This window comes from Pantoea sp. CFSAN033090, assembly GCF_001264395.1.
GTDB lineage: Bacteria > Pseudomonadota > Gammaproteobacteria > Enterobacterales > Enterobacteriaceae > Pantoea > Pantoea agglomerans.
In genome coordinates, this window is record NZ_LGYX01000005.1 from 86819 (window position 1) to 108717 (window position 21899).

Genomic DNA, 21899 nt, shown 5'->3' on the forward strand with positions numbered 1-21899 from the left:
GCCCGCAAAAGTGTGGGATGTGGAATACGTATGGGCTGATACACTCAATTCTTACTCCTCTGTTGAGTGAACCCGTAATGAAAACGAACGGCAAAGGCCCTGCACTACTGCGACTGAATAACCAGAAACGGGTGATGACTCAGCTGCGTAAGCTGCGCGTGACGTCGCGTCAGGATCTGGCGGAGGCGCTGACACTCAGCAAAAACACCGTCTCCTTAATCATTGATGACCTGCTGGAGCAGGGCCTGATAGAGGAGCTGGGGCCGGTCAGCGTCGCTTCCGCCGGACGGCCTAAAATCGGGATTACCCTGCGACCGGAAAAGCTCAAGAGCGCAGGCATCATGGTGGAACGCAACGTTATCCACTGGCGGGTCTGCGACTATTTTTCACAGGTGCTGGCTGAAAAGACGCTGCGCACCGATACCAGTAACCCGACCCGACTGCTGGCTGAGCTGGCGATGCTGTGCCGGGAACTGATGAAAAGCTATCCTGATTTGCTCGGCATTGGCCTGGGTTTTCCCGGTATCGTCGATCCCCGGCGCGGCTGGATGCATATTTCATTGCCCCTCGAATGGCAGGATGTTGACCTGCTGGGCGCGCTGAGTAAGCACGTCAGTCTCCCCATCCGCATTATGAATAATGTCAAAGCCGCTGCGCTGCTGGCGGTACAGCTACGTGGATTATCTGTGGAGAGCGGTCACTTTTATCTGCGTATTTCCGAGGGAATTGGCGGCGCACTGGTACAGCATGGCGAAGTATTTACCGGGCACAGCTGGACGGCGGGCGAGGCGGGACATCTGGTTGTCCAGCCCGACGGCCCGCGTTGCAGCTGTGGCCGCCGCGGTTGCCTGGAAGCGCTGGTCAGCCAGCCTGCGGTTAAACAGCAGCTGGCGCAGCGTCAGCCTGGCCTGAGCTGGCAGAACCGCGACAGCGCGCCACGGGTGGTGGATGAGGTGATGGCGCAGGCGGGTGGCTATCTGGGTGCGGCGCTGAGTCAGATTATGCTGCTGCTCAATCCCGCCACCATCATCATTGATTGTCCGTGGAACGCCAGTGAAGTCTTCTGCAAGGCGGTGCGCACTACCGCACACGGCAACGCGCTGGCCTTTACCGCCGCACATACCCTGCTGCACTTTCCTGAGCAGCGGATCGATCCGGCCAACGGGCTGGCGCTGGCGGTGCTGGAGCAGAGTGAGCAGCGGATGATCTAGTGGCTCAAGCCGCCCTCATTCATCCGGTATCCATCCACCTCAGACTGAACGCTTCCTGCTACAACACATTCTCCCCAAAATGCTGGCGATACTCTTTTGGCGTGGTGTCGTAGCTTTTGCGGAAGACCGAATAGAAGTATTGCAGCGAAGGATAGCCGCACATCTGCGAGATCTCGTTGATGTTGAGCGATGAAGAGGCCAGCAGTTCGCGCGCTTTTTCCAGTTTTTCACGGTGGATCATCGCATGGAGGGTGTCGCCGGTCTCATCCCGAAAGCGTTTTTCCAGATTAGAGCGCGACAGCCCGACTGCATCCAGCACCTGCTCCACTTTGATCCCCTTACAGGCGTTGAAGCGGATGTAGTGCATCGCCTGAATCACCGCCGGATCGCGCAGCGAGCGGAAGTCGGTAGAGCGCCGGGCGATGACTTTCACCGGCGGAACCAGGATGCGCTGAAGCGGTAAGGGTTGCTTATCCAGCAGCCGATGCAGCAGTTTGGCCGCCTGATAGCCCATCTGCCGTGAGCCCTGCGCCACGGACGAGAGCGCCACGCGTGACAGATAGCGGGTCAGCTCCTCATTATCAATCCCGATCACCGTAAGCTTCTCCGGCACCGGTATTTTCAGATGCTCGCACGCCTGCAGCAGGTGTCGCGCCCGTGAATCCGTGACGGCGATAATGCCGGTTTGCGGCGGCAGCGTCTGCAGCCAGTCGGCGAGACGGTTCTGGGCGTGCTGCCAGTTTTCCGGCGCGGTTTCCATGCCCTGATAGACCACGCCCTGATAGCGCTCACGTCCCACCAGCTGGCGAAACGCCTGTTCACGCTCCTGTGCCCAGCGCTTGCCGCTGGAGGCCGGTAAACCATAAAAGGCAAAGCGATTAATGCCCTTCTCTTTCAGATGCAGAAAGGCTTTCTCCACCAGCGCGGCGTTGTCAGTCGCGATGTAGTGCACCGGCGGATAATCCTCCTGCCGATGATAAGAGCCGCCAACGCCGACAATCGGCACGGAAACATTCGACAGCAGGGTTTCGATAGAGCGATCGTCGTAATCGGCGATCACCCCATCGCCCAGCCACTCCCGGATGTTGTCGATGCGGCAGCGGAAATCTTCTTCGATGAAGATATCCCAGTCAGTCTGCGACGCCTGCAGATACTCACCGACGCCCTCCACAACCTGACGGTCATACACTTTGTTGGCGTTAAACAGCAGGGTAATGCGATAGCGTTTCTCATGCATGATGGCGCGTTCCCTTAAATCCTCAGCGCATTGCATAACACGGCTGAAAGGGGCAAAAAAATTGTTTGCGCCACAATGTGATCGCCCGCGCGATTACACCCGACGCCGCGTTGCCGTATCCATCCACACCGCCAGCAGCAGAATCGCGCCTTTGACGATGTACTGCCAGAAAGTCGGCACATCCATCATGCTCATGCCGTTATCCAGCGAGGCCATAATAAAGGCTCCCATTACCGCGCCCGCAACCGAACCCACACCACCCGCCAGGCTGGTGCCGCCGATGACACAGGCGGCGATAGCGTCGAGTTCCGCAATATTACCCGCCGACGGCGAACCTGCGCCCAGTCGTGAACTGAGGATCAGCCCGGCAATCGCCACCATCACACCGTTGATGGCAAACACCGCCAGCTTGGTGCGCGCCACGTTAATGCCAGACAGGCGCGCAGCATCAATGTTGCCGCCGATGGCGTAGATACGACGGCCAAACGCGGTGCGAGTTGCCATAAACATGCCCGCCAGCAACAGCACGGCCAGCAGTAACACCGGGGTCGGCACGCCGCGATAGTCGTTGAGCAACCAGATGGCACCCAGCACTAAGATGGCGGTGATCGCCTGACGTCCGACGGTGCCGCTGGCTGCGCCCTGCGCCAGTCCGAGCTGCTGACGACGCAGCCGCAGCCGCCACTGCCACAACATAAACAACGCCAGACCGGCAAAGCCAAAGCCGAAACCGACGCCGCCCGGCAGATAACTCTGACCAATCTGCGACATGCCCGGCGTGATCGGCGCAACCGTAGTGCCATCGGTAATACCGACCAGAACACCGCGGAAAGCCAGCATTCCCGCCAGCGTCACGATAAACGAAGGCACTTTACGGTAGGCCACCCACCAGCCATTCCACGTGCCAAGCAGTAATCCCATCACCAGCGTCACCACAATGGTCAGCGGCAGCGGCCAGCCGAGCCAGACGTCGAATATCGCCGCCGCGCCACCCAGCAGGCCCATCATGGAACCGACTGACAGGTCGATCTCCGCCGAGATAATCACGAACACCATACCCACGGCCAGAATGCCGGTGATGGCGGTCTGACGCAGCAGGTTGGAGACGTTACGCGCACTGAGCCACGCGCCGTCTGTGGTCCAGGTAAAGAACAATGCAATCAACACAATTGCGCCCAGCATCACCAGAACCTGCAGATTAGGCAGTGTGAACCTGCCCGGTGACGGTTTGCCCGGCGTGCCGGAGAGGCGGCTTTGGGTACTTTCACTTTTAAGCATAATGTTCACTCCGCAGGGCAGCTTCCATCACCTGCTCCTGAGTCAGGTTATCGTTAATCAAATCGGCTTTGATCTGCCCTTCATGCATCACCAGCACCCGATCGCTCAGGCCCAGCACTTCCGGAAGCTCAGAGGAAATCACAATCACCGCGATACCCTGCTGAACCAGCGCATTGATCAGCAGGTAGATCTCCTGACGTGCGCCCACATCAATGCCGCGCGTCGGTTCATCGAGGATCAGGATTTTTGGATTGAGCAGCAGACATTTCGCCAGAATTGCTTTCTGCTGGTTGCCGCCGCTTAAACGGCCAATCGGCAGTTCTGATGAGGAGGTTTTCACCCGCAGCCGACCGATCGCGTCGTTGATCGCCTGCTGCTCCTGTGCTTCATCCAGCGTTGAGAGCCGGTGGCTGAACTGGTCCAGCGCCGCCAGGGTAATATTTTTGCCCACCGCCATCAGCGGCACGATGCCATCTTTTTTACGATCTTCCGGCACCATAGCGATGCCGTGCGCAATGGCGGCGCGGCAATCGGTGATGTTGACCTGTTTGCCATTAATCCAGATATCGCCCTGCCAGCGTCCTGGCCAGACGCCAAACAGACACTGCACCGTTTCCGTCCTGCCTGCGCCTACCAGCCCGGCAATGCCGAGGATTTCACCGCGTCTGAGCGTAAATGAGACATTGTTAACGCGGCGGATGTGGCGGTTAACCGGATGCCAGGCGGTGAGGTTTTCAACTTTCAGTATCACGTCGCCAATCTGATGCGGCGCGTGGGGATAGAGCGCGGTCAGCTCGCGTCCTACCATCATGGTGATGATGTCATCTTCGCTCAGGCCCGCTGCCGGACGGGTAGCAATATGCTGGCCGTCACGAATCACGCAGATGGTATCGGAGATCGCCTTAACCTCATTCAGCTTGTGCGAGATGTAGATGCAGGCAATGCCGTGTTCACGCAGATTGCGGATGATGCCGAGCAGCACGTCCGTTTCCTGCTCCGTCAGGGAAGAGGTCGGCTCATCCAGAATCAGCAGCCTGACCTGTTTGTTAAGGGCGCGGGCAATCTCCACCAGTTGCTGCTGCCCAAGGCCTAACTCACCGACCCGGGTGGCGGGAGAAACGTTCAGCCCGACCCGCGCCAGCAGTTGCTGGCAGCGCAGGGTCATGGTTTCATCATCCACCATGCCGAAACGGCTCAGTTCGGCACCGAGGAAAATGTTCTCCATCACCGTCAGTTGCCGCACCAGCGCCAGCTCCTGATGAATAATCACAATGCCTTTACGCTCGGTATCGCGAATGGTCTGCGCCTGAATGTCGTCGCCAGAGAAGTGAATCTGCCCTTCAAAATCACCGTGCGGATAGAGTCCGCACAGGATTTTCATCAGCGTCGATTTGCCTGATCCATTCTCACCACACAGCGACATCACTTCGCCCGCCTCAAGTTGCAGGCTGACATCATTCAGCGCCTTCACGGCACCGAAACGTTTGGTGATATTTTTCATTTCCAGCAGCATCGACTGTTCTCCCTCACGCTATGCGCAGTCAGAGTTCGCTCTGTTTGTGGAAACCGTCTTTCACCACGGTGCTTTCAATATTGTCTTTGTTGACCGGAATCGGCTTCAGCAGCCGTGACGGAACCTCTTTCAGACCATTGTTCAGCGTGCTGTTGCTGGCGGGTGTTTTGCCCTCGCCCAGCTCGACGGCAATTTTCGCCGCTTCGGTGGCGAGCTCAGTGATCGGTTTGTAAACCGTCATGGTCTGGGTGCCCGCTTTGATACGCTTAATGGCTGCCAGATCGGCATCCTGACCGGAGATCGCCACTTTTCCTGCCAGCCCCTGCGCGCTCAGCGCCTGAATCGCGCCGCCTGCGGTGGCATCGTTAGAGGCCACCACCGCATCGATATGGTTGCCGTTGGCGGTCAGGGCATTTTCCATAATTTTCAGGGCATTTTCCGGCAGCCAGGCATCGACCCACTGGTCGCCAACAATTTTAATGCTGCCGTTATCGATATAGGGTTTTAACACTTTCATCTGTCCGGCACGGAACAGGCGTGCGTTATTATCCACAGGCGATCCGCCCATTAAAAAATAGTTGCCCTTAGGCACCTGTTTCACAATGCTTTCGGCCTGCAGCTCGCCCACTTTTTCATTATCGAAAGAGATATAAAAGTCGATATCGGCATTATTTATCATTCGGTCATACGCCAGCACTTTAATGCCTTCCTGTTTCGCTTCAGCGACAACATTACTCAATACCTGACCGTTGTAAGGAATAATCACCAGCACATCGACACCGCGATTGATCATATTTTCAATCTGCGACATCTGTGTCTCTTCGTTGCCGTTGGCTGACTGAACAAACACCTTCGCACCCAGCGTCTCAGCCTGTTTTACGAAAATATCGCGGTCTTTCTGCCAGCGTTCGAGTCGCAAATCGTCAATCGCCATGCCGATCTTCACTTCTTTTGCCACGCTGGTCTGGCTGAACAGCGCCAGCGCCGCACAGGCGGCGAGCAGTGCATGTTTCATCTTCATTGTGATCATCCTGTAGGTTGAGGCTATTGTCGTTTCAGGCCTATAAACCAGGCGGATGAATTGTTGCCCTTATTTTCCTGTTACAGCAATTACTGATTTTTATCCGGCTATTACGTTTTTTGGTTTATTTCATTTTTTATGAGCGCGATCGAGGTTTCATCTTTTTCGGACAAGAGAGCGATAATGATAAACCACCCCGTAAATAACATTATTTTGCGAGCCAGCGCACAAATAATAATTATCTGACACCCGTAGTGAAATATCGTAATTGAGCTGAGACAGCAGCCAATATCAAATATTGCTTCAACGCAGGCCATTCGGGTACTGATGCTAAGGAGCAAACCATGCACGCTTATTTCGATCAGATCGATCGGGTTCGTTATGAAGGCACCCAGTCGACTCATCCTCTCGCTTTCCGCCACTACAATCCCGATGAGGTGATCCTCGGCAAGACCATGGCGGAGCATCTGCGCTTTGCCGCCTGTTACTGGCACACCTTCTGCTGGAATGGCGCGGATATGTTTGGTGTCGGCGCTTTTGATCGTCCGTGGCAGAAAAGCGGAGATGCACTGCAGCAGGCAAAACTGAAAGCGGATGTGGCCTTTGAATTTTTCCACAAGCTGAATGTGCCGTGGTACTGCTTCCATGATGTTGATGTCTCTCCAGAAGGCGATTCGCTGCACAGCTACAAAGAGAATTTTGCCGCCATGACCGATAAACTGCTGGAGAAACAGCAGGAGACCGGCGTGAAACTGCTGTGGGGCACGGCCAACTGCTTTACCCATCCGCGCTACGGAGCCGGGGCTGCCACCAATCCCGATCCTGAAGTCTTTGCCTGGGCAGCGACGCAGGTCTGCAGCGCCATGCAGGCGACCAAAACCCTGGGCGGCGAAAACTATGTGTTGTGGGGCGGACGCGAAGGGTACGAAACTCTGCTGAATACCGATCTGCGCCAGGAGCGCGAGCAGATTGGCCGCTTTATGCAGATGGTGGTCGAGCACAAACACAAAATTGGCTTCCAGGGAACGCTGCTGATCGAACCGAAACCGCAGGAGCCGACCAAACATCAGTATGACTATGATGTCGCGACGGTTTATGGCTTCCTGAAACAGTTCGGACTGGAGAAAGAGATCAAGGTTAACGTTGAGGCGAACCACGCCACGCTGGCGGGTCACTCTTTCCATCATGAAATTGCGACGGCCATTGCACTGGGTATTTTCGGTTCCGTGGATGCCAACCGCGGCGATCCGCAGTGCGGCTGGGATACCGATCAGTTCCCGGTCAGCGTGGAAGAGAATGCGCTGGTGATGTACGAAATTCTCAAGGCGGGCGGCTTTACCACTGGCGGCTTAAACTTTGATGCCAAAGTGCGTCGTCAGAGCACTGATAAATACGATCTCTTCTACGGTCATATTGGCGCGATGGATACCATGGCGCTGGCGCTGAAAGTCGCCGCTCGCATGATCAGCGATGGTGAACTCGATAAGCGTGTGGCACAGCGCTACAGCGGCTGGAATGGTGAGTTCGGCCAGCAAATTTTGAAAGGTGAGTTTTCACTGGAGGCGCTGGCGGCGCATGCTCAGCAGCAGCAGCTCAATCCGCAGCATCAGAGCGGACGTCAGGAGCAGCTGGAAAATCTGGTGAATCACTACCTGTTTGATTTCTAACCCTTCAGGAGCAGAGCATGTTTATCGGGATCGATTTAGGCACCTCTGGCGTCAAAGTGGTGCTGATGGATGCACAAGGCAACGTGGTGGCGACGGAAACAGCGCCGCTGCAGGTTTCGCGTCCGCAGCCATTGTGGAGCGAGCAGGATCCCGAAAGCTGGTGGCAGGCGCTGGATTTGGCCATGCAGGCGCTGAGCGCGCAGCAGGATCTGCGCGCGGTGCAGGCCATCGGGCTGAGCGGACAGATGCATGGTGCAACGCTGCTCAACAGTGCAAACCAGGTATTACGACCGGCCATGCTCTGGAATGATGGGCGCAGCGAGGCGCAGTGCCGTGAGCTGGAACAGAAGGTGCCGGATTCGCGGGCGATCACCGGCAACCTGATGATGCCCGGCTTCACGGCTCCTAAGCTGCTGTGGGTTCAGCAACATGAACCGGCAATATTCAATCAGATCGCTCACGTGCTGTTGCCCAAAGATTACCTGCGCTGGCGATTGAGTGGCGACTTCGCCACTGATATGTCAGATGCAGCAGGCACAATGTGGCTGGATGTGGCACGGCGTGACTGGAGCGATGTGATGCTGCGCGCCTGCGACCTCAGCCGCGATCAGATGCCGCAACTCTATGAGGGCAATGCCCTGACCGGCACCTTACATGCCGAACTGGCCACACGCTGGAAGATGAACGCCGTGCCGCTGGCGGCGGGCGGTGGCGACAATGCTGCGGGTGCGATTGGTGTCGGCATGACCGAACCGGGCCAGGGCATGCTGTCGCTGGGTACGTCGGGCGTCTACTTCGTGGTGAGCGACGGCTATCTCAGCAATCCGCAGCGTGCGGTACACAGCTTCTGTCATGCGTTACCCCAGCGCTGGCATCTGATGTCGGTGATGCTCAGCGCAGCCTCCTGTCTGGACTGGGCAGCGACGCTGACCGGTTGCAGAGATGTTCCTGAGCTGCTGGCTGAAGCTGAACGCGCACGCGATGACCTGCCCGGCCTGTGGTTTCTGCCCTATCTTTCCGGTGAGCGCACGCCGCACAATAACCCGAATGCCCGGGGTGCTTTCTTTGGCTTTACCCATCAGCATAGCCGTCCCGAGCTGGCGAGAGCGGTGCTGGAAGGCGTAGGGTTTGCGCTGGCGGAGGGCATGGACGCGCTGCACGACTGTGGCGTTCAGCCAAAGAGCATTATGTTGATCGGCGGCGGCGCACGCAGTGCACTGTGGCGTCAGATGCTGGCAGACATCAGCGGCCAGACGCTGGATTACTGCCATGGCGGGGAGGTTGGCCCGGCGCTGGGAGCCGCCAGGCTGGCGCAGCAGGCGCTGGATGCAGAGATCACCGTGCCGACCCCGGTTCTGGTGCAGCGACACCAGCCGGATCCGGCCCGGGTAGCGCACTACCAGCCGCGTCGGGAGACCTTTGAGACGCTGTATCAACAGCTCCTGCCGCTGATGAAGTAAACCTGCGAGAACGCTCTGCCTGTTATGGATTTAAATCGCCTGTTAACGGATCCCCCTGCCATGTAATGCCAGGGGGGTAATGAAGGCAGAACAGGTGATCGTGAGCCATATTACTGACCCGGAATGGCCGGGATGACACTTACCCAGCCATACCATCACGGTAGCATCAGCCAATCGCGCCCAGCGTATCTTCCTGACCCTGTTTCTTCGGCAGCAGGAACAGCGTCGCCGCAATATCCAGCAGATAAATCAGCGCCAGCAGGGTAATCGCCGCCGTAAACGAGAACTGGCTCGCCAGCAGACCAATCACCACCGGGCCGAAGCCGCCCACACCGCGACCAAGGTTGAACAGGACGTTTTGCGCGGTGGCACGCACCTGCGGCGGGAAAGTATCGGAAATCAGCGCGCCATAACCGCCAATCATGCCGTTAACAAACATCCCCATGATCGCGCCGGTAAATAACATGATGTTCGGGTCGCGCAGCTGAGCATAAACCACCACCATCACTACTGCGCCAAACTGATAGAGCAGGAAGATTTTCCAGCGTGCGAAGCGGTCGGCCAGTACGCCAAACAGCCAGATGCCAAAGGTCATCCCGACCACGGTCACCGCGGTCCAGAGGCCCGACTTCGTCAGGCTGAAGCCAAAGCTGGAGGAGAGGTAACTCGGCATCCAGATCATCAGCCCGTAGTAACCAAAGTTCTGTACTGAACAGAGGATAAAAATGCCCAGGCTGGCTTTGGCGGTGGCGCGATCGCGCACCAGCAGTTTCAGGCGCGCCGGAAAAGAGAGTGACGGCACATGTTTAACCTGCCGTTGATACGCCTCCGGTTCACCCATGCCGCGACGAATGGCAAACGAGACCAGCGCAGGCAACAAGCCGACCAGAAACATGCCGCGCCAGCCGATGATAGTCAGCAGCGGCGGTGTGATAAAGGCCGCCATCAGCACCCCGAGTTGCCAGCCGATGCCGACCCACGCTGATGCGCGATTACGCTTCTCCACAGGCCAGGCTTCGGCAATCAGCGCCATGCCGATACCAAATTCGCCACCCAGACCAACACCCGCCAGCGTTCGCCAGGCAAGCAGATCCCAGTAGCCCTGCGCCACCGCGCACAGGCCGGTAAAGACCGAGAAGACCAGAATCGTGACGGTGAGCATGCGGATGCGACCATAGCGGTCGCTGAGATGACCAAATACGATGCCACCGATAACCGCGCCAATCAGCGTCCAGGTCACCAGCGATCCCGCCTGTGATGGATTGAGCGCCAGCGAAACACTGATAGCCGGCAGCATAAAGCCGAGTATCAGCAGGTCAAATCCATCCATGGCATAACCGCTGACCGCAGCCAGCATCGCTTTGCCCGGCGTTACGCCCGGCTTAGATTGGGGAGAAGGGGACATCGTTGCGCACCTCATAAAGAAAAGTGCCGCAATTATAGAGAGAGTTCAGGATGTGACCAATTGAAAAGGCTTATCCCTGCGCCGATCAGGCGCAGGAAGAAGATTTATCAGGAAGGTCTGTTGCTGCCGTCGTCGCCCGACAGTAATTCATCGAGCCGGTCACCGCCAACGTGACGGAAATCCTGACCTTTGACGAAATAGAAGATGATTTCGCAGATGTTCTGGCAACGATCGCCGATACGCTCAATGGCGCGGGCACAGAACAGCGCCGTCAGCACGCTGGGAATGGTGCGCGGATCTTCCATCATGTAGGTCATCAGCTGACGCACAATGCCTTCGTACTCTTTATCCACCTTTTTATCTTCACGGTAGATAGTGATCGCTTCATTGAGATCCATGCGTGCAAAAGCGTCCAGCACATCATGCAGCATCTGCACGGTGTGACGACCCAGCGACTCAAGGCTGACCAGCAGCGGCAGATGTTGCTGACCAAACTTCTCCAGCGCCGTGCGGCTGATCTTCTCCGCCACGTCGCCAATCCGTTCCAGCTCAGAAATGGCTTTGATGATCGCCATCACCAGTCGCAAATCGATCGCAGTTGGCTGACGTTTGGCGATGATGCGCACGCAGGCTTCATCAATCTCCACTTCCATCATATTGACCTTCTGGTCACCGTCGATCACCCGCTGCGCCAGTTCGCCATCCAGATTATGCATAGCGGTAATTGCATCGGTCAGCTGCTGCTCGACCATACCGCCCATGATCATCACCTGGGTACGGATATGCTCCAGCTCGGCATTGAACTGACCGGAGATGTGCTTATTCAGATTAAGATTATCCATGTCGATCTCCTGTCAGATCAGCCGTAGCGGCCAGTTATATAATCTTCGGTTTGCTTCTGGGCGGGTTTAGTGAACAGCGTGTCGGTATCGCTGAACTCAATCAGTTCGCCCAGATACATGAAAGCCGTATGGTCAGAGCAGCGTGCAGCCTGTTGCATGTTGTGCGTCACGATCACCACGGTGTAATCCTGTTTCAGCTCGGTGATCAGCTCCTCAATACGGCCAGTAGAGATAGGATCAAGCGCAGAGCAGGGCTCATCCAGCAGTAAGACTTCCGGGCGAATCGCGATACCGCGGGCAATGCACAGACGCTGCTGCTGGCCGCCGGAGAGACTGTAACCGCTCTGATGCAGCTTGTCTTTGGTTTCATTCCACAGCGCGGCTTTGGTCAGCGCCCACTGTACGCGCGCATCCATATCGGCACGCGACAGCTTTTCAAACAGGCGAACGCCAAAGGCGATGTTGTCATAGATCGACATCGGGAACGGCGTAGGCTTCTGAAACACCATGCCGACCCGGGCGCGCAGCAGCGCGATATCCTGCTGAGTCGCCAGAATGTTTTCGCCATCCAGCAGAATGTCCCCTTCAGCCCGCTGATCCGGATAGAGCGAGTACATTTTGTTGAAGGTCCGCAGCAGGGTCGACTTACCACAGCCCGATGGCCCGATAAACGCAGTCACCTGATTCTTAGCGATATCCAGATTGATGTTCTTCAGCGCATGATATTTGCCGTAATAGAAGTTCAGATTACGGACCTGAATTTTATCGGCTGATGCTGTCGCGATACTCATAATTCATCTCTCTTATACGACGCCGCACAGGGCCGCGCCGGAAATTAACCGTGTTTACCTTTGGCGAAAATCACCCGCGCCACGATGTTCAGCACCAGCACGCAGAGGGTGATAATCAGCACACCTGCCCAGGCCAGGCTCTGCCATTCGGCGAACGGGCTCATGGCGAACTTAAAGATGGTGACCGGCAGGTTCGCCAGCGGCTGCATCATGTCGGTGCTCCAGAACTGGTTCGAGAGCGCCGTGAACAGCAGCGGTGCCGTTTCACCTGCAATGCGCGCAATCGCCAGCAGCACACCCGTGATGATGCCGGAGACCGACGCTTTCAGGGTGATAGACGCGATCATCTTCCACTTGGGCGTACCCAGCGCGTAAGCCGCTTCACGCATGCTGTCTGGCACCAGTCGCATCATGTTTTCGGTGGTACGAATCACAATCGGCACCTGCAGCAGCGCCAGCGCAATCACCCCGGCCCAGCCGGAGAAGTGCTGCATCTGCGACACCACAAGGGTGTAGACGAACAGGCCGACCACAATCGAGGGTGCCGAAAGCAGAATGTCGTTAATAAAGCGGATCACTTCTGCCAGTGGCGACTTGCGCCCATATTCCGCCAGATAGATACCCGCCATGATGCCCAGCGGTGTGCCGAAGAAGGTAGACCAGAAAATCAGTAATCCGCTGCCTGCCAGGGCGTTAGCCAGCCCGCCGCCCGCGGTATTGGGTGGTGGCGTTGATTCGGTGAACAGGGACCAGGAGAGCCCATCCACGCCGCGCGATACGGTGGTGAACAGGATCCACACCAGCCAGAACAGGCCAAAAGCCATGGTCAGCAGCGACAGCGTCAGCGCAATTTTATTTTTAGTGCTGCGCCAGGACTGCATTTTACGGCGTGATGCGTCCAGTTCGGCGCGCGCCTGAATTTCAATTGTGGTCATGAGCGCGCTCCTTCACTTTTCGCCAGCCGCATAATCATCAGCTTTGAAATCGCCAGCACGATAAAGGTAATCACAAACAGGATCAGTCCCAGCTCCATCAGCGCGGCGACGTGCACGCCCGATTCCGCTTCAGCGAACTCGTTGGCCAGCGCCGAGGTGATGCTGTTACCCGGCATAAACAGCGACGGGCTGTCGAGCTGGTAGGTGTTGCCGATAATAAAAGTCACCGCCATGGTTTCACCCAGCGCACGACCCAGTCCGAGCATCACACCGCCAATCACGCCATTTTTGGTAAAGGGCAGTACGATGCGCCAGATCACTTCCCAGGTGGTGCAGCCGATGCCGTAGGCTGACTCTTTCATCATCACCGGGGTCTGCTCAAAGACGTCGCGCATGACCGAGGCGATATAAGGGATGATCATGATCGCCAGAATCACACCCGCCGCGAGGATGCCGATACCGAAAGCGGGGCCGGAGAAAAGCTCGCCGACAATCGGAATGCCCGATATCACGTCATTGACCGGTGTCTGGAAGTATTCGGCAAACAGCGGCGCGAAAACAAACAGACCCCACATGCCATAAACAATACTGGGAATGGCCGCCAGCAGCTCAATGGCGGTGCCCAGCGGGCGACGCAGCCAGCCTGGCGCGAGTTCGGTCAGGAACAGCGCGATACCAAAACTCACCGGTACTGCGATAATCAGGGCAATAATGGAGGTCACAAGGGTGCCGTAGATCGGTACCAGTGCACCAAATTGTTCGTTGGGCGCATCCCAGGTTTTGGTCCACAAAAAGGCGAAACCAAACTTCTGGATGCTGGGCCACGAGGAGATGATCAGGGAGACAATAATGCCGCCCATCAGTAACAGGACAATCAGCGCAGCCAGCCTGACCAGCGCGCCAAAAATTCTGTCACCTTGTTTACCTGGGGCTTTGAATGCCGGCTTCGTTGCAGCCATAGAAGTCTCAGTCTTCAGAAGTTATCAGGACGGCATGACGCCGCCCGTTGAGTCTGACCGGACTGCTGTCCGGTCAGGGTCGGTCAATTACTGATAAAGCGCTTTACCAGAACTGTCTTTGATGTTGGCTTTCCAGGCGGCGCGAATCTGTTCAGTCACGCTCTCTGGCAGCGCAGCATAGTCCAGCGCTGTGGCGGTTTTGCTGCCGCTTTTGTAAGCCCAGTCGAAGAATTTCAGTACTTCAGCACCCTTGGCCGCATTAGCCTGATCCTTGTAGATCAGAATAAAGGTGGTTGACGAGATTGGCCAGGCATCAGCGCCCTTCTGGAAGGTCAGATCCTGCGCGAACGATTTGCTCCAGTCAGCGCCTTTCGCGGCATTACTGAAGCTGGTTTCGCTTGGGGCGACCGCTTTGCCATCGGCATCGATCAGTTTGGTGTAGGTCAGGTTGTTCTGTTTGGCGTAGGCGTACTCCACGTAGCCGATTGAACCCGGCAGACGCTGAACAAACGCGGCGACGCCGTCGTTGCCTTTACCGCCCAGACCGACCGGCCAGTTGACGGTGTTACCTTTACCAATTTTGCTGTTCCAGTCCGGGTTCACTTTCGCCAGATAGCTGGTGAAGACGAACGAGGTGCCTGAACCGTCAGCGCGACGTACCACGTTGATGTTGGTCTCTGGCAGTTTCACGCCTGGGTTAAGTTTAGCAATCGCCGGGTCGTTCCACTTTTTGATGGTGCCGAGGTAGATATCACCGACGGTTTTGCCATCCAGCGTCAGTTGACCTGACTTGATACCCGGCAGGTTAACCGCCAGTACCACGCCACCGATCACGGTAGGGAACTGGAACAGGCCATTTTTCTGCAGATCTTCATCTTTCATTGGCGCATCGGACGCACCGAAATCGACGGTTTTGGCGATGATCTGTTTAACGCCGCCAGATGAACCGATACCCTGGTAGTTAACTTTGCTACCGGTGGCTTTTTGATATTCTGCTGCCCACTTGGCATAAACCGGCGCCGGGAACGTCCCGCCTGCGCCAGTGAGATCGGTTGCCGCAAAAGCAGATACCGCGCTTACGGCGAAGGTGGTGGCGAGGATTCGGGCTACGGTGCTACGCATCAGTGTCATATTCCCTCCAGGGGAGAAAAGTCAGGCTTGGGGCCGTTTTAGTAAGAATCTGTGATTGCTGCAGGAGGGAAAATAGGACAGTTTGATGACAGTGAAATGTACGAAATATGACAGTTATATGACAGAGGGCCAGAGCAAAGTGGGCCCGCGACGGGGCCCACCCGGTTATTCCACAGTAACCGATTTTGCCAGGTTACGTGGCTGATCGACGTCGGTCCCTTTGATCAGGGCGACGTGATAGGAGAGTAACTGTAGCGGCACCGTGTAGAAGATGGGCGCAATGACCTCTTCGACATGCGGCAACGGGATGATCTTCATGCCGTCACTGTCGCTGAAGCCCGCATCCTGATCGGCAAAGACATAGAGCAGGCCGCCGCGTGCGCGTACCTCTTCGATGTTGGATTTGAGCTTCTCCAGCAGTTCGTTGTTAGGTGCCACCACGATTACCGGCATATCCGCATCAATCAGCGCCAGCGGGCCATGTTTCAGCTCGCCTGCGGCGTAGGCTTCCGCATGAATGTAGGAGATCTCCTTGAGCTTCAGCGCCCCTTCCATGGCAATCGGATATTGATCGCCACGACCCAGGAACAGTGCGTGATGCTTGTCAGAGAAGCCTTCTGCCAGATTCTCAATCAGCTTATCCTGCGCCAGCATCTGCTCAATCCGGTTCGGCAACGCCTGCAGTGCATGAACGATCTCATGTTCAGTCTCGGCAGACATCCCTTTCAGACGGCCCAGTTTCGCCACCAGCATCAGCAGCACCGCTAACTGGGTGGTGAACGCTTTGGTAGAGGCGACGCCGATTTCGGTGCCCGCTTTGGTCATCAGTGCCAGGTCAGATTCCCGCACCAGTGACGAACCGGCCACGTTGCAGACCGCCAGCGAGCCCAGGTAGCCCAGCTCTTTAGAGAGACGCAGCGCCGCCAGAGTATCTGCCGTTTCACCCGACTGCGACAGGGTAATCAGCAGGCTGTTTTTGCGCACCGCTGATTTGCGGTAGCGGAACTCCGAGGCAATCTCGACATCACAGGGCAGGTTTGCCAGCGACTCAAACCAGTAGCGTGACACCATGCCGGAGTTGTAGGAGGTGCCGCAGGCGATAATCTGGATATGCTCAACCTGGCTCAGCAGCGCTTCTGCGCCCGCGCCCAGTTCGCTGAGATCAACCTGACCCTGGCTGAACCGACCGCTCAGGGTGCTTTTCAGCGCCATGGGCTGTTCGTAGATCTCTTTCTGCATGTAGTGACGGTAAATGCCTTTGTCACCGGCATCATATTGCAGGTTCGACTCGATCTCGGCACGGGTCACGGTGTTGCCTTCACGGTCGATCACCGTGACATCGCGACGGCTGATCTCGGCGATATCACCCTCTTCCAGATAGATGAACCGACGGGTCACCGGCAGCAGGGCCAGCTGATCCGAGGCGATAAAGTTTTCGCCCATGCCACGACCAATCACCAGCGGGCTGCCGGAACGGGCCGCCACCAGCAGTGACGGATCGCGGCTGTCCATGATCACCATGCCATAGGCACCGCGCAGCTGCGGAATCACACGCAGTACGACTTCACGCAGCGAACCGCCCTGCTTCTGCTCCCAGTGAACCAGATGCGCCACCACTTCGGTGTCCGTTTCAGAGGCAAACACATAACCGCGCGCGATCAGTTCAGCGCGCAATGGCTCATGATTTTCAATGATGCCGTTGTGCACGATGATGATGTGCTCTGAGACGTGCGGATGCGCGTTCGCTTCCGACGGCTCGCCATGGGTTGCCCAGCGCGTGTGCGCGATGCCGGTGCCACCAATCAGCGGTTGCTGCTCAGCGGCTTCCGCCAGTTTCTGCACTTTTCCTAAACGCCGCAGGCGCGTGACGTGCCCCTGACGATCGACCACGGCCAGACCGGCCGAATCATATCCGCGATATTCAAGACGACGCAGACCTTCCAGCAGAATCTCTGCGATATCACGTTGCGCTACTGCACCAACAATTCCACACATAATGATGTTTTCCTGACTACATGGCTTTTCGCCACTTCTGTTGTCATGCGACCTGATATCCGGCTTTGCCGGTTCCCCGAGCCTTGTAGAGAGTGGGGATTATAGTTTTGGCACTGCACTGCATCGGCCCGCATTAAAGCGGGCCGTTAAAAATTTATTTTTTCTTCTGTGGGCGCTGCCAGTCCGCTTTGTGATTCTGCTCTTTACGGTTATAGACCAGACCGGCCTGGGTCACATCTTTCATGATGGTCGTGCCCGCCGCAATGGTGGTCCCTGCCGCGATGCTGACCGGCGCCACCAGCTGGGTATCTGACCCCACAAATACGTCATCGCCAATAACGGTTTTGAATTTGTTCGCACCGTCGTAGTTGCAGGTAATGGTGCCTGCACCGATATTTACGTTGTCGCCAATCTCCGCATCACCGAGATAGGAGAGGTGCCCCGCTTTCGATCCTCTGCCCAGACGCGCTTTCTTAATTTCGACGAAGTTGCCCACGTGGGCGGCATCGGCCAGTTCGCTGCCAGGACGCAGACGGGCAAAAGGTCCGACGGTGCAGGCAGTGGCGAGATTCGCATCCTCGATCACCGAATAGGGGCTGATTTCACAGTCATCGCCAATCACGCTGTTTTTGATAATGCAGCCTGCGCCAATTCTGACGCGTGCGCCCAGCGTGACCTGGCCTTCAATAATGACGTTGGTGTCAATTTCAACATCCCGCCCGTGCGTCAGCGTCCCGCGCAGGTCAAAACGGGCCGGATCGCGCAGCATCACGCCAGCCAGCAGTAGTTTTTCCGCCTGTTCGGCCTGGTAAGTGCGCTCTAATGTCGCCAGCTGCAGCCGGTTGTTGACGCCATCGGTTTCACTGATGCGTGCCGGATGAACCGCGTTGATCACCCGACCTTCCTGATGCGCCAGCGCGATAATATCGGTGATGTAATACTCACCCTGCGCATTATTGTTGGTGAGCTGCGCCAGCCAGCGTTTTAAATCGCCGCCGTTGGCGATCAGAATGCCGGTGTTGATCTCTTTAATGGTGAGCTGCGCCGGACTGGCATCTTTCTGTTCGATAATGCCGGTGATGGTGTCGTTCTCACGCACAATGCGGCCATAGCCGGTTGGGTCGTCCAGTACCACGGTAAGTAAGCCAATGCCGCCCTGCGGTTTGGCTTCGCGCAGCCGCTGTAATGTCGCCTGAGAGATGAGCGGCACGTCACCGTAAAGCATCATGATATCTTCATCATCCGCGAATGCAGGCGCTGCCTGCTGCATCGCATGGCCAGTGCCGAGCTGCTCGGCCTGCAGTACCCAGTTGAGCGAGCTGTCAGTGAGGGTCGCCTTCAGGCGATCGCCGCCGTGACCATAAACCAGATGAACCTGCTGTGCACCCAGCCCCTTAGCCGCGTCAATCACATGCTGAACCATGGGTTTGCCTGCCAGCGTATGCAGAACTTTAGGCAGATCGGAATACATACGGGTGCCCTTGCCAGCAGCAAGGATCACCACACTCATCGCACTGTTAGACATAACTATCCTGAGTGAATTTTTACGGGTGAAAGTAAAACGGTTTGGGATTGAGATTACTACATTTTTCTCAGGCCGAAATTAGGCGGACAGGCAGATCAGGCTCAGCAGACAAAAAAAATGCCAGCCCGAGGGCTGGCATTTCATGACGCATAAAGCTGGATTACATCGCTTTTTTGGTCAGTTCGATCACGCGCAGTTTAGCAATGGCTTTCGCCAGCTCGGCAGAGGCCTGAGCATAGTCCACGTCGCCGTGGCTGCTGTTCATATGGTCTTCTGCTTTGCGTTTTGCTTCCAGAGCGCGTGCTTCATCCAGATCGGTACCGCGGATAGCGGTATCGGCCAGAACGGTGCTGCTGCCCGGTTGCACTTCCAGCACGCCGCCAGAGAGGTAGATATACTCCTCTTCGCCATGCTGTTTCACGATACGGATCATTCCAGGCTTAATGGCAGTCAGCAGCGGCGCATGGCCAGGGAAAATCCCCAGTTCACCTTCGCTACCTGACACCTGAATTTTCTGTACCAGACCAGAGAACAACTGCTCCTCTGCGCTGACCACATCCAGGTGATAAGTCATAGCCATAATCTTCCTCCCGGGAAACCGTTATTACAGTTTCTTCGCTTTTTCCACGGCTTCTTCGATGGCGCCAACCATGTAGAAGGCCTGCTCTGGCAGGTGGTCAAACTCACCTTCCATGATGCCTTTAAAGCCACGGATAGTGTCTTTCAGCGTCACGTATTTGCCCGGTGAACCGGTGAATACTTCTGCAACGAAGAACGGCTGAGACAGGAAGCGCTGAATCTTACGCGCACGTGCCACCAGCAGTTTGTCTTCTTCAGACAGCTCATCCATACCGAGGATGGCGATGATGTCTTTCAGTTCCTGATAACGCTGCAGCAGTGACTGAACGCCACGTGCAACATCATAGTGCTCCTGACCGACAACCAGCGGATCCAGCTGACGGCTGGTAGAGTCCAGCGGGTCAACGGCCGGGTAGATACCCAGAGAGGCGATCTGACGGCTCAGCGTTACCGTTGAGTCTAAGTGCGCAAAGGTAGTTGCTGGTGATGGGTCAGTCAGGTCATCCGCAGGGACGTAAACGGCCTGTACGGAGGTGATTGAACCGGTCTTGGTGGAGGTAATACGCTCCTGCAACACACCCATCTCTTCTGCCAGCGTTGGCTGGTAACCTACCGCAGATGGCATACGACCCAGCAGTGCAGAAACTTCTGTACCGGCCAGGGTATAACGGTAGATGTTATCAATGAACAGCAGAACGTCGCGACCTTCATCACGGAATTTTTCCGCCATGGTCAGACCGGTCAGTGCTACGCGCAGACGGTTACCCGGCGGCTCGTTCATCTGGCCATAGACCAGTGCAACTTTATCGATAACGTTAGAGTCAGTCATTTCGTGGTAGAAGTCGTTACCCTCACGAGTACGCTCACCCACACCGGCAAACACTGAGTAACCTGAGTGTTCAGCCGCGATGTTACGGATCAGTTCCATCATGTTGACGGTTTTACCTACACCCGCACCACCGAACAGACCGACTTTACCGCCTTTAGCAAACGGACACATCAGGTCGATAACCTTGATGCCGGTTTCCAGCAGTTCCTGCGAGTTAGACTGATCTTCATAAGAAGGGGCTGCGCGGTGAATAGAGGCGATCTCTACTGCGCTGCCATCTTCTTCTTTCAGCTCGCCTTTCATATCGATTGGCTCGCCGAGAACGTTCATGATACGGCCCAGGGTCGCTTTACCGACGGGTACCTGAATCGGTTTCTGCAGGTCGTTGACGCTCAGACCACGCTTCAGGCCGTCAGACGTACCCATTGCGATGGTACGTACTACGCCGCCGCCGAGCTGCTGCTGAACTTCCAGCACCAGACGCGCATCACCATTCATAACCTCGAGGGCGCTGTACACTTGCGGTACCGCGTCCTGAGGGAATTCGACGTCAACAACGGCGCCGATAATCTGGACAATCTTTCCAGTTGCCATCTTGAATCCTCTACCTAATTCCAAACCTGGTTAAACCGCGGAGGCTCCACCGACAATCTCGGTAAGTTCCTGGGTGATGCTGGCCTGACGAGCTTTGTTGTACACCAACTGCAGCTCTTTGATCAGATTTCCGCCGTTATCGGTTGCGGCTTTCATCGCTACCATACGTGCGGCCTGCTCACTGGCCAGATTTTCCACCACACCCTGATAAACCTGCGATTCGACATAACGACGCAGCAGGGTATCCAGCAGCGCTTTCGGATCGGGTTCATACAGGTAATCCCAGGTCTTCGCCTTCATCTCTTCTTCACCTTCCGCTGGCGGTAACGGCAGCAGTTGGGTGATGGTCGGAGTCTGAGACATGGTGTTATTGAATTTGTTATTGACGATCATCAGCTTGTCGATGCGGCCTTCATCATAAGCCTGCAACATCACTTTTACCGGGCCAATCAGATCAGACAGAGCAGGTTTATCGCCCATGCCGCTGACTTGCGCCACAATGTTGCCACCCACAGCATTAAAGAATGATGCCCCTTTTGAACCGATAATCGACAGATCGCTCTGCACGCCTTTATCGGACCAGGACTTCATATCCGCCAGTAACTTTTTGAACAGGTTAATGTTCAAACCACCACAAAGCCCGCGGTCAGTTGAAACGACCAGGTAGCCGACGCGCTTCACGTCGCGCTCTTCCAGGTAAGGGTGCTTGTATTCCAGATTACCCAACGCAAGGTGACCAATCACTTTGCGCATGGTTTCTGCATACGGACGGCTGGCCGCCATGCGTTCCTGCGTTTTACGCATCTTGGAGGCGGCGACCATTTCCATCGCTTTGGTGATCTTCTGCGTGTTTTTCACGCTTCCAATCTTGCTTCGTATCTCTTTTGCGCCGGCCATTAGCTTCTCCTCAAAGCCTTGCGGCCTGCC

18 protein-coding genes are annotated in these 21899 nt (G+C 56.3%); 3 read left to right on the forward strand and 15 right to left on the reverse strand.

Translation table 11 applies throughout. The features are described 5' to 3' along the window. Nucleotides 1-77 precede the first annotated feature (77 nt). A complete protein-coding gene (locus AFL22_RS06150; protein ID WP_022624794.1) occupies nt 78-1211 on the forward strand; it encodes an ROK family transcriptional regulator in 1134 nt (377 codons plus the stop codon). 58 nt (nt 1212-1269) lie between these two features. Here AFL22_RS06150 and xylR read toward each other — a convergent pair whose 3' ends face one another. The 4 genes from xylR to xylF form a co-directional block, all read right to left on the reverse strand. Beyond that, on the reverse strand, nt 1270-2448 hold the full coding sequence (gene xylR, locus AFL22_RS06155) for a D-xylose utilization transcriptional activator XylR (protein ID WP_010258893.1): 1179 nt from the start codon (nt 2446-2448) through the stop codon (nt 1270-1272). Between the two features lie 93 nt (nt 2449-2541). Continuing rightward, on the reverse strand, nt 2542-3726 hold the full coding sequence (gene xylH / locus AFL22_RS06160; RefSeq protein WP_052270968.1) for a xylose ABC transporter permease XylH: 1185 nt from the start codon (nt 3724-3726) through the stop codon (nt 2542-2544). After that, nucleotides 3719-5239, reverse strand: a complete 1521-nt coding sequence (locus AFL22_RS06165; protein ID WP_052270969.1) for a xylose ABC transporter ATP-binding protein — start codon at nt 5237-5239, stop codon at nt 3719-3721. Before AFL22_RS06165 ends, xylH begins: the two co-directional genes overlap by 8 nt. A 28-nt stretch (nt 5240-5267) precedes the next feature. After that, a complete protein-coding gene (gene xylF, locus AFL22_RS06170) occupies nt 5268-6260 on the reverse strand; it encodes a D-xylose ABC transporter substrate-binding protein (protein WP_052270970.1) in 993 nt (330 codons plus the stop codon). A gap of 344 nt (nt 6261-6604) precedes the next feature. On the opposite strand from xylF, the gene xylA reads away from it, so the two are divergent. Both xylA and xylB read left to right on the forward strand, forming a co-directional pair. Next, the gene (gene xylA, locus AFL22_RS06180) at nt 6605-7927 is read left to right on the forward strand and encodes a xylose isomerase (RefSeq protein WP_003849568.1); all 1323 of its coding nucleotides are present in this window, start codon (nt 6605-6607) and stop codon (nt 7925-7927) included. Between the two features lie 17 nt (nt 7928-7944). Beyond that, a complete protein-coding gene (gene xylB, locus AFL22_RS06185; RefSeq protein WP_052270971.1) occupies nt 7945-9387 on the forward strand; it encodes a xylulokinase in 1443 nt (480 codons plus the stop codon). A gap of 166 nt (nt 9388-9553) precedes the next feature. Here xylB and AFL22_RS06190 read toward each other — a convergent pair whose 3' ends face one another. The 11 genes from AFL22_RS06190 to atpG form a co-directional block, all read right to left on the reverse strand. Then, on the reverse strand, nt 9554-10792 hold the full coding sequence (locus AFL22_RS06190; protein WP_052270972.1) for an MFS transporter: 1239 nt from the start codon (nt 10790-10792) through the stop codon (nt 9554-9556). A gap of 107 nt (nt 10793-10899) precedes the next feature. Then, the gene (gene phoU, locus AFL22_RS06195; RefSeq protein WP_010258881.1) at nt 10900-11634 is read right to left on the reverse strand and encodes a phosphate signaling complex protein PhoU; all 735 of its coding nucleotides are present in this window, start codon (nt 11632-11634) and stop codon (nt 10900-10902) included. A 17-nt stretch (nt 11635-11651) separates the two neighbouring features. Next, a complete protein-coding gene (pstB, locus tag AFL22_RS06200; RefSeq protein ID WP_010258879.1) occupies nt 11652-12425 on the reverse strand; it encodes a phosphate ABC transporter ATP-binding protein PstB in 774 nt (257 codons plus the stop codon). A 44-nt stretch (nt 12426-12469) separates the two neighbouring features. Further along, a complete protein-coding gene (gene pstA, locus AFL22_RS06205; RefSeq protein WP_010258878.1) occupies nt 12470-13360 on the reverse strand; it encodes a phosphate ABC transporter permease PstA in 891 nt (296 codons plus the stop codon). After that, entirely contained in the window at nt 13357-14319 is a 963-nt protein-coding gene (pstC, locus tag AFL22_RS06210; RefSeq protein ID WP_010258877.1) for a phosphate ABC transporter permease PstC, read from the reverse strand. Before pstC ends, pstA begins: the two co-directional genes overlap by 4 nt. Nucleotides 14320-14406: 87 nt before the next feature. Then, complete coding sequence (gene pstS / locus AFL22_RS06215) at nt 14407-15450, reverse strand: phosphate ABC transporter substrate-binding protein PstS (RefSeq protein WP_010258875.1); 1044 nt, start codon at nt 15448-15450, stop codon at nt 14407-14409. A gap of 165 nt (nt 15451-15615) precedes the next feature. Next, nucleotides 15616-17445 carry a glutamine--fructose-6-phosphate transaminase (isomerizing) gene (gene glmS, locus AFL22_RS06220; RefSeq protein WP_010672188.1) on the reverse strand — a complete coding sequence of 610 codons (1830 nt, stop codon included), beginning with the start codon at nt 17443-17445 and terminating at the stop codon, nt 15616-15618. A gap of 154 nt (nt 17446-17599) precedes the next feature. After that, entirely contained in the window at nt 17600-18970 is a 1371-nt protein-coding gene (glmU, locus tag AFL22_RS06225; protein WP_052270973.1) for a bifunctional UDP-N-acetylglucosamine diphosphorylase/glucosamine-1-phosphate N-acetyltransferase GlmU, read from the reverse strand. A gap of 160 nt (nt 18971-19130) precedes the next feature. Continuing rightward, nucleotides 19131-19550, reverse strand: coding sequence for a F0F1 ATP synthase subunit epsilon (locus tag AFL22_RS06230; protein ID WP_031590994.1), 420 nt, complete (start codon nt 19548-19550; stop codon nt 19131-19133). 24 nt (nt 19551-19574) lie between these two features. Further along, on the reverse strand, nt 19575-20972 hold the full coding sequence (gene atpD / locus AFL22_RS06235) for a F0F1 ATP synthase subunit beta (protein WP_010258870.1): 1398 nt from the start codon (nt 20970-20972) through the stop codon (nt 19575-19577). A gap of 30 nt (nt 20973-21002) precedes the next feature. Further along, a complete protein-coding gene (gene atpG, locus AFL22_RS06240; RefSeq protein ID WP_031590993.1) occupies nt 21003-21869 on the reverse strand; it encodes a F0F1 ATP synthase subunit gamma in 867 nt (288 codons plus the stop codon). Nucleotides 21870-21899 lie beyond the last annotated feature (30 nt).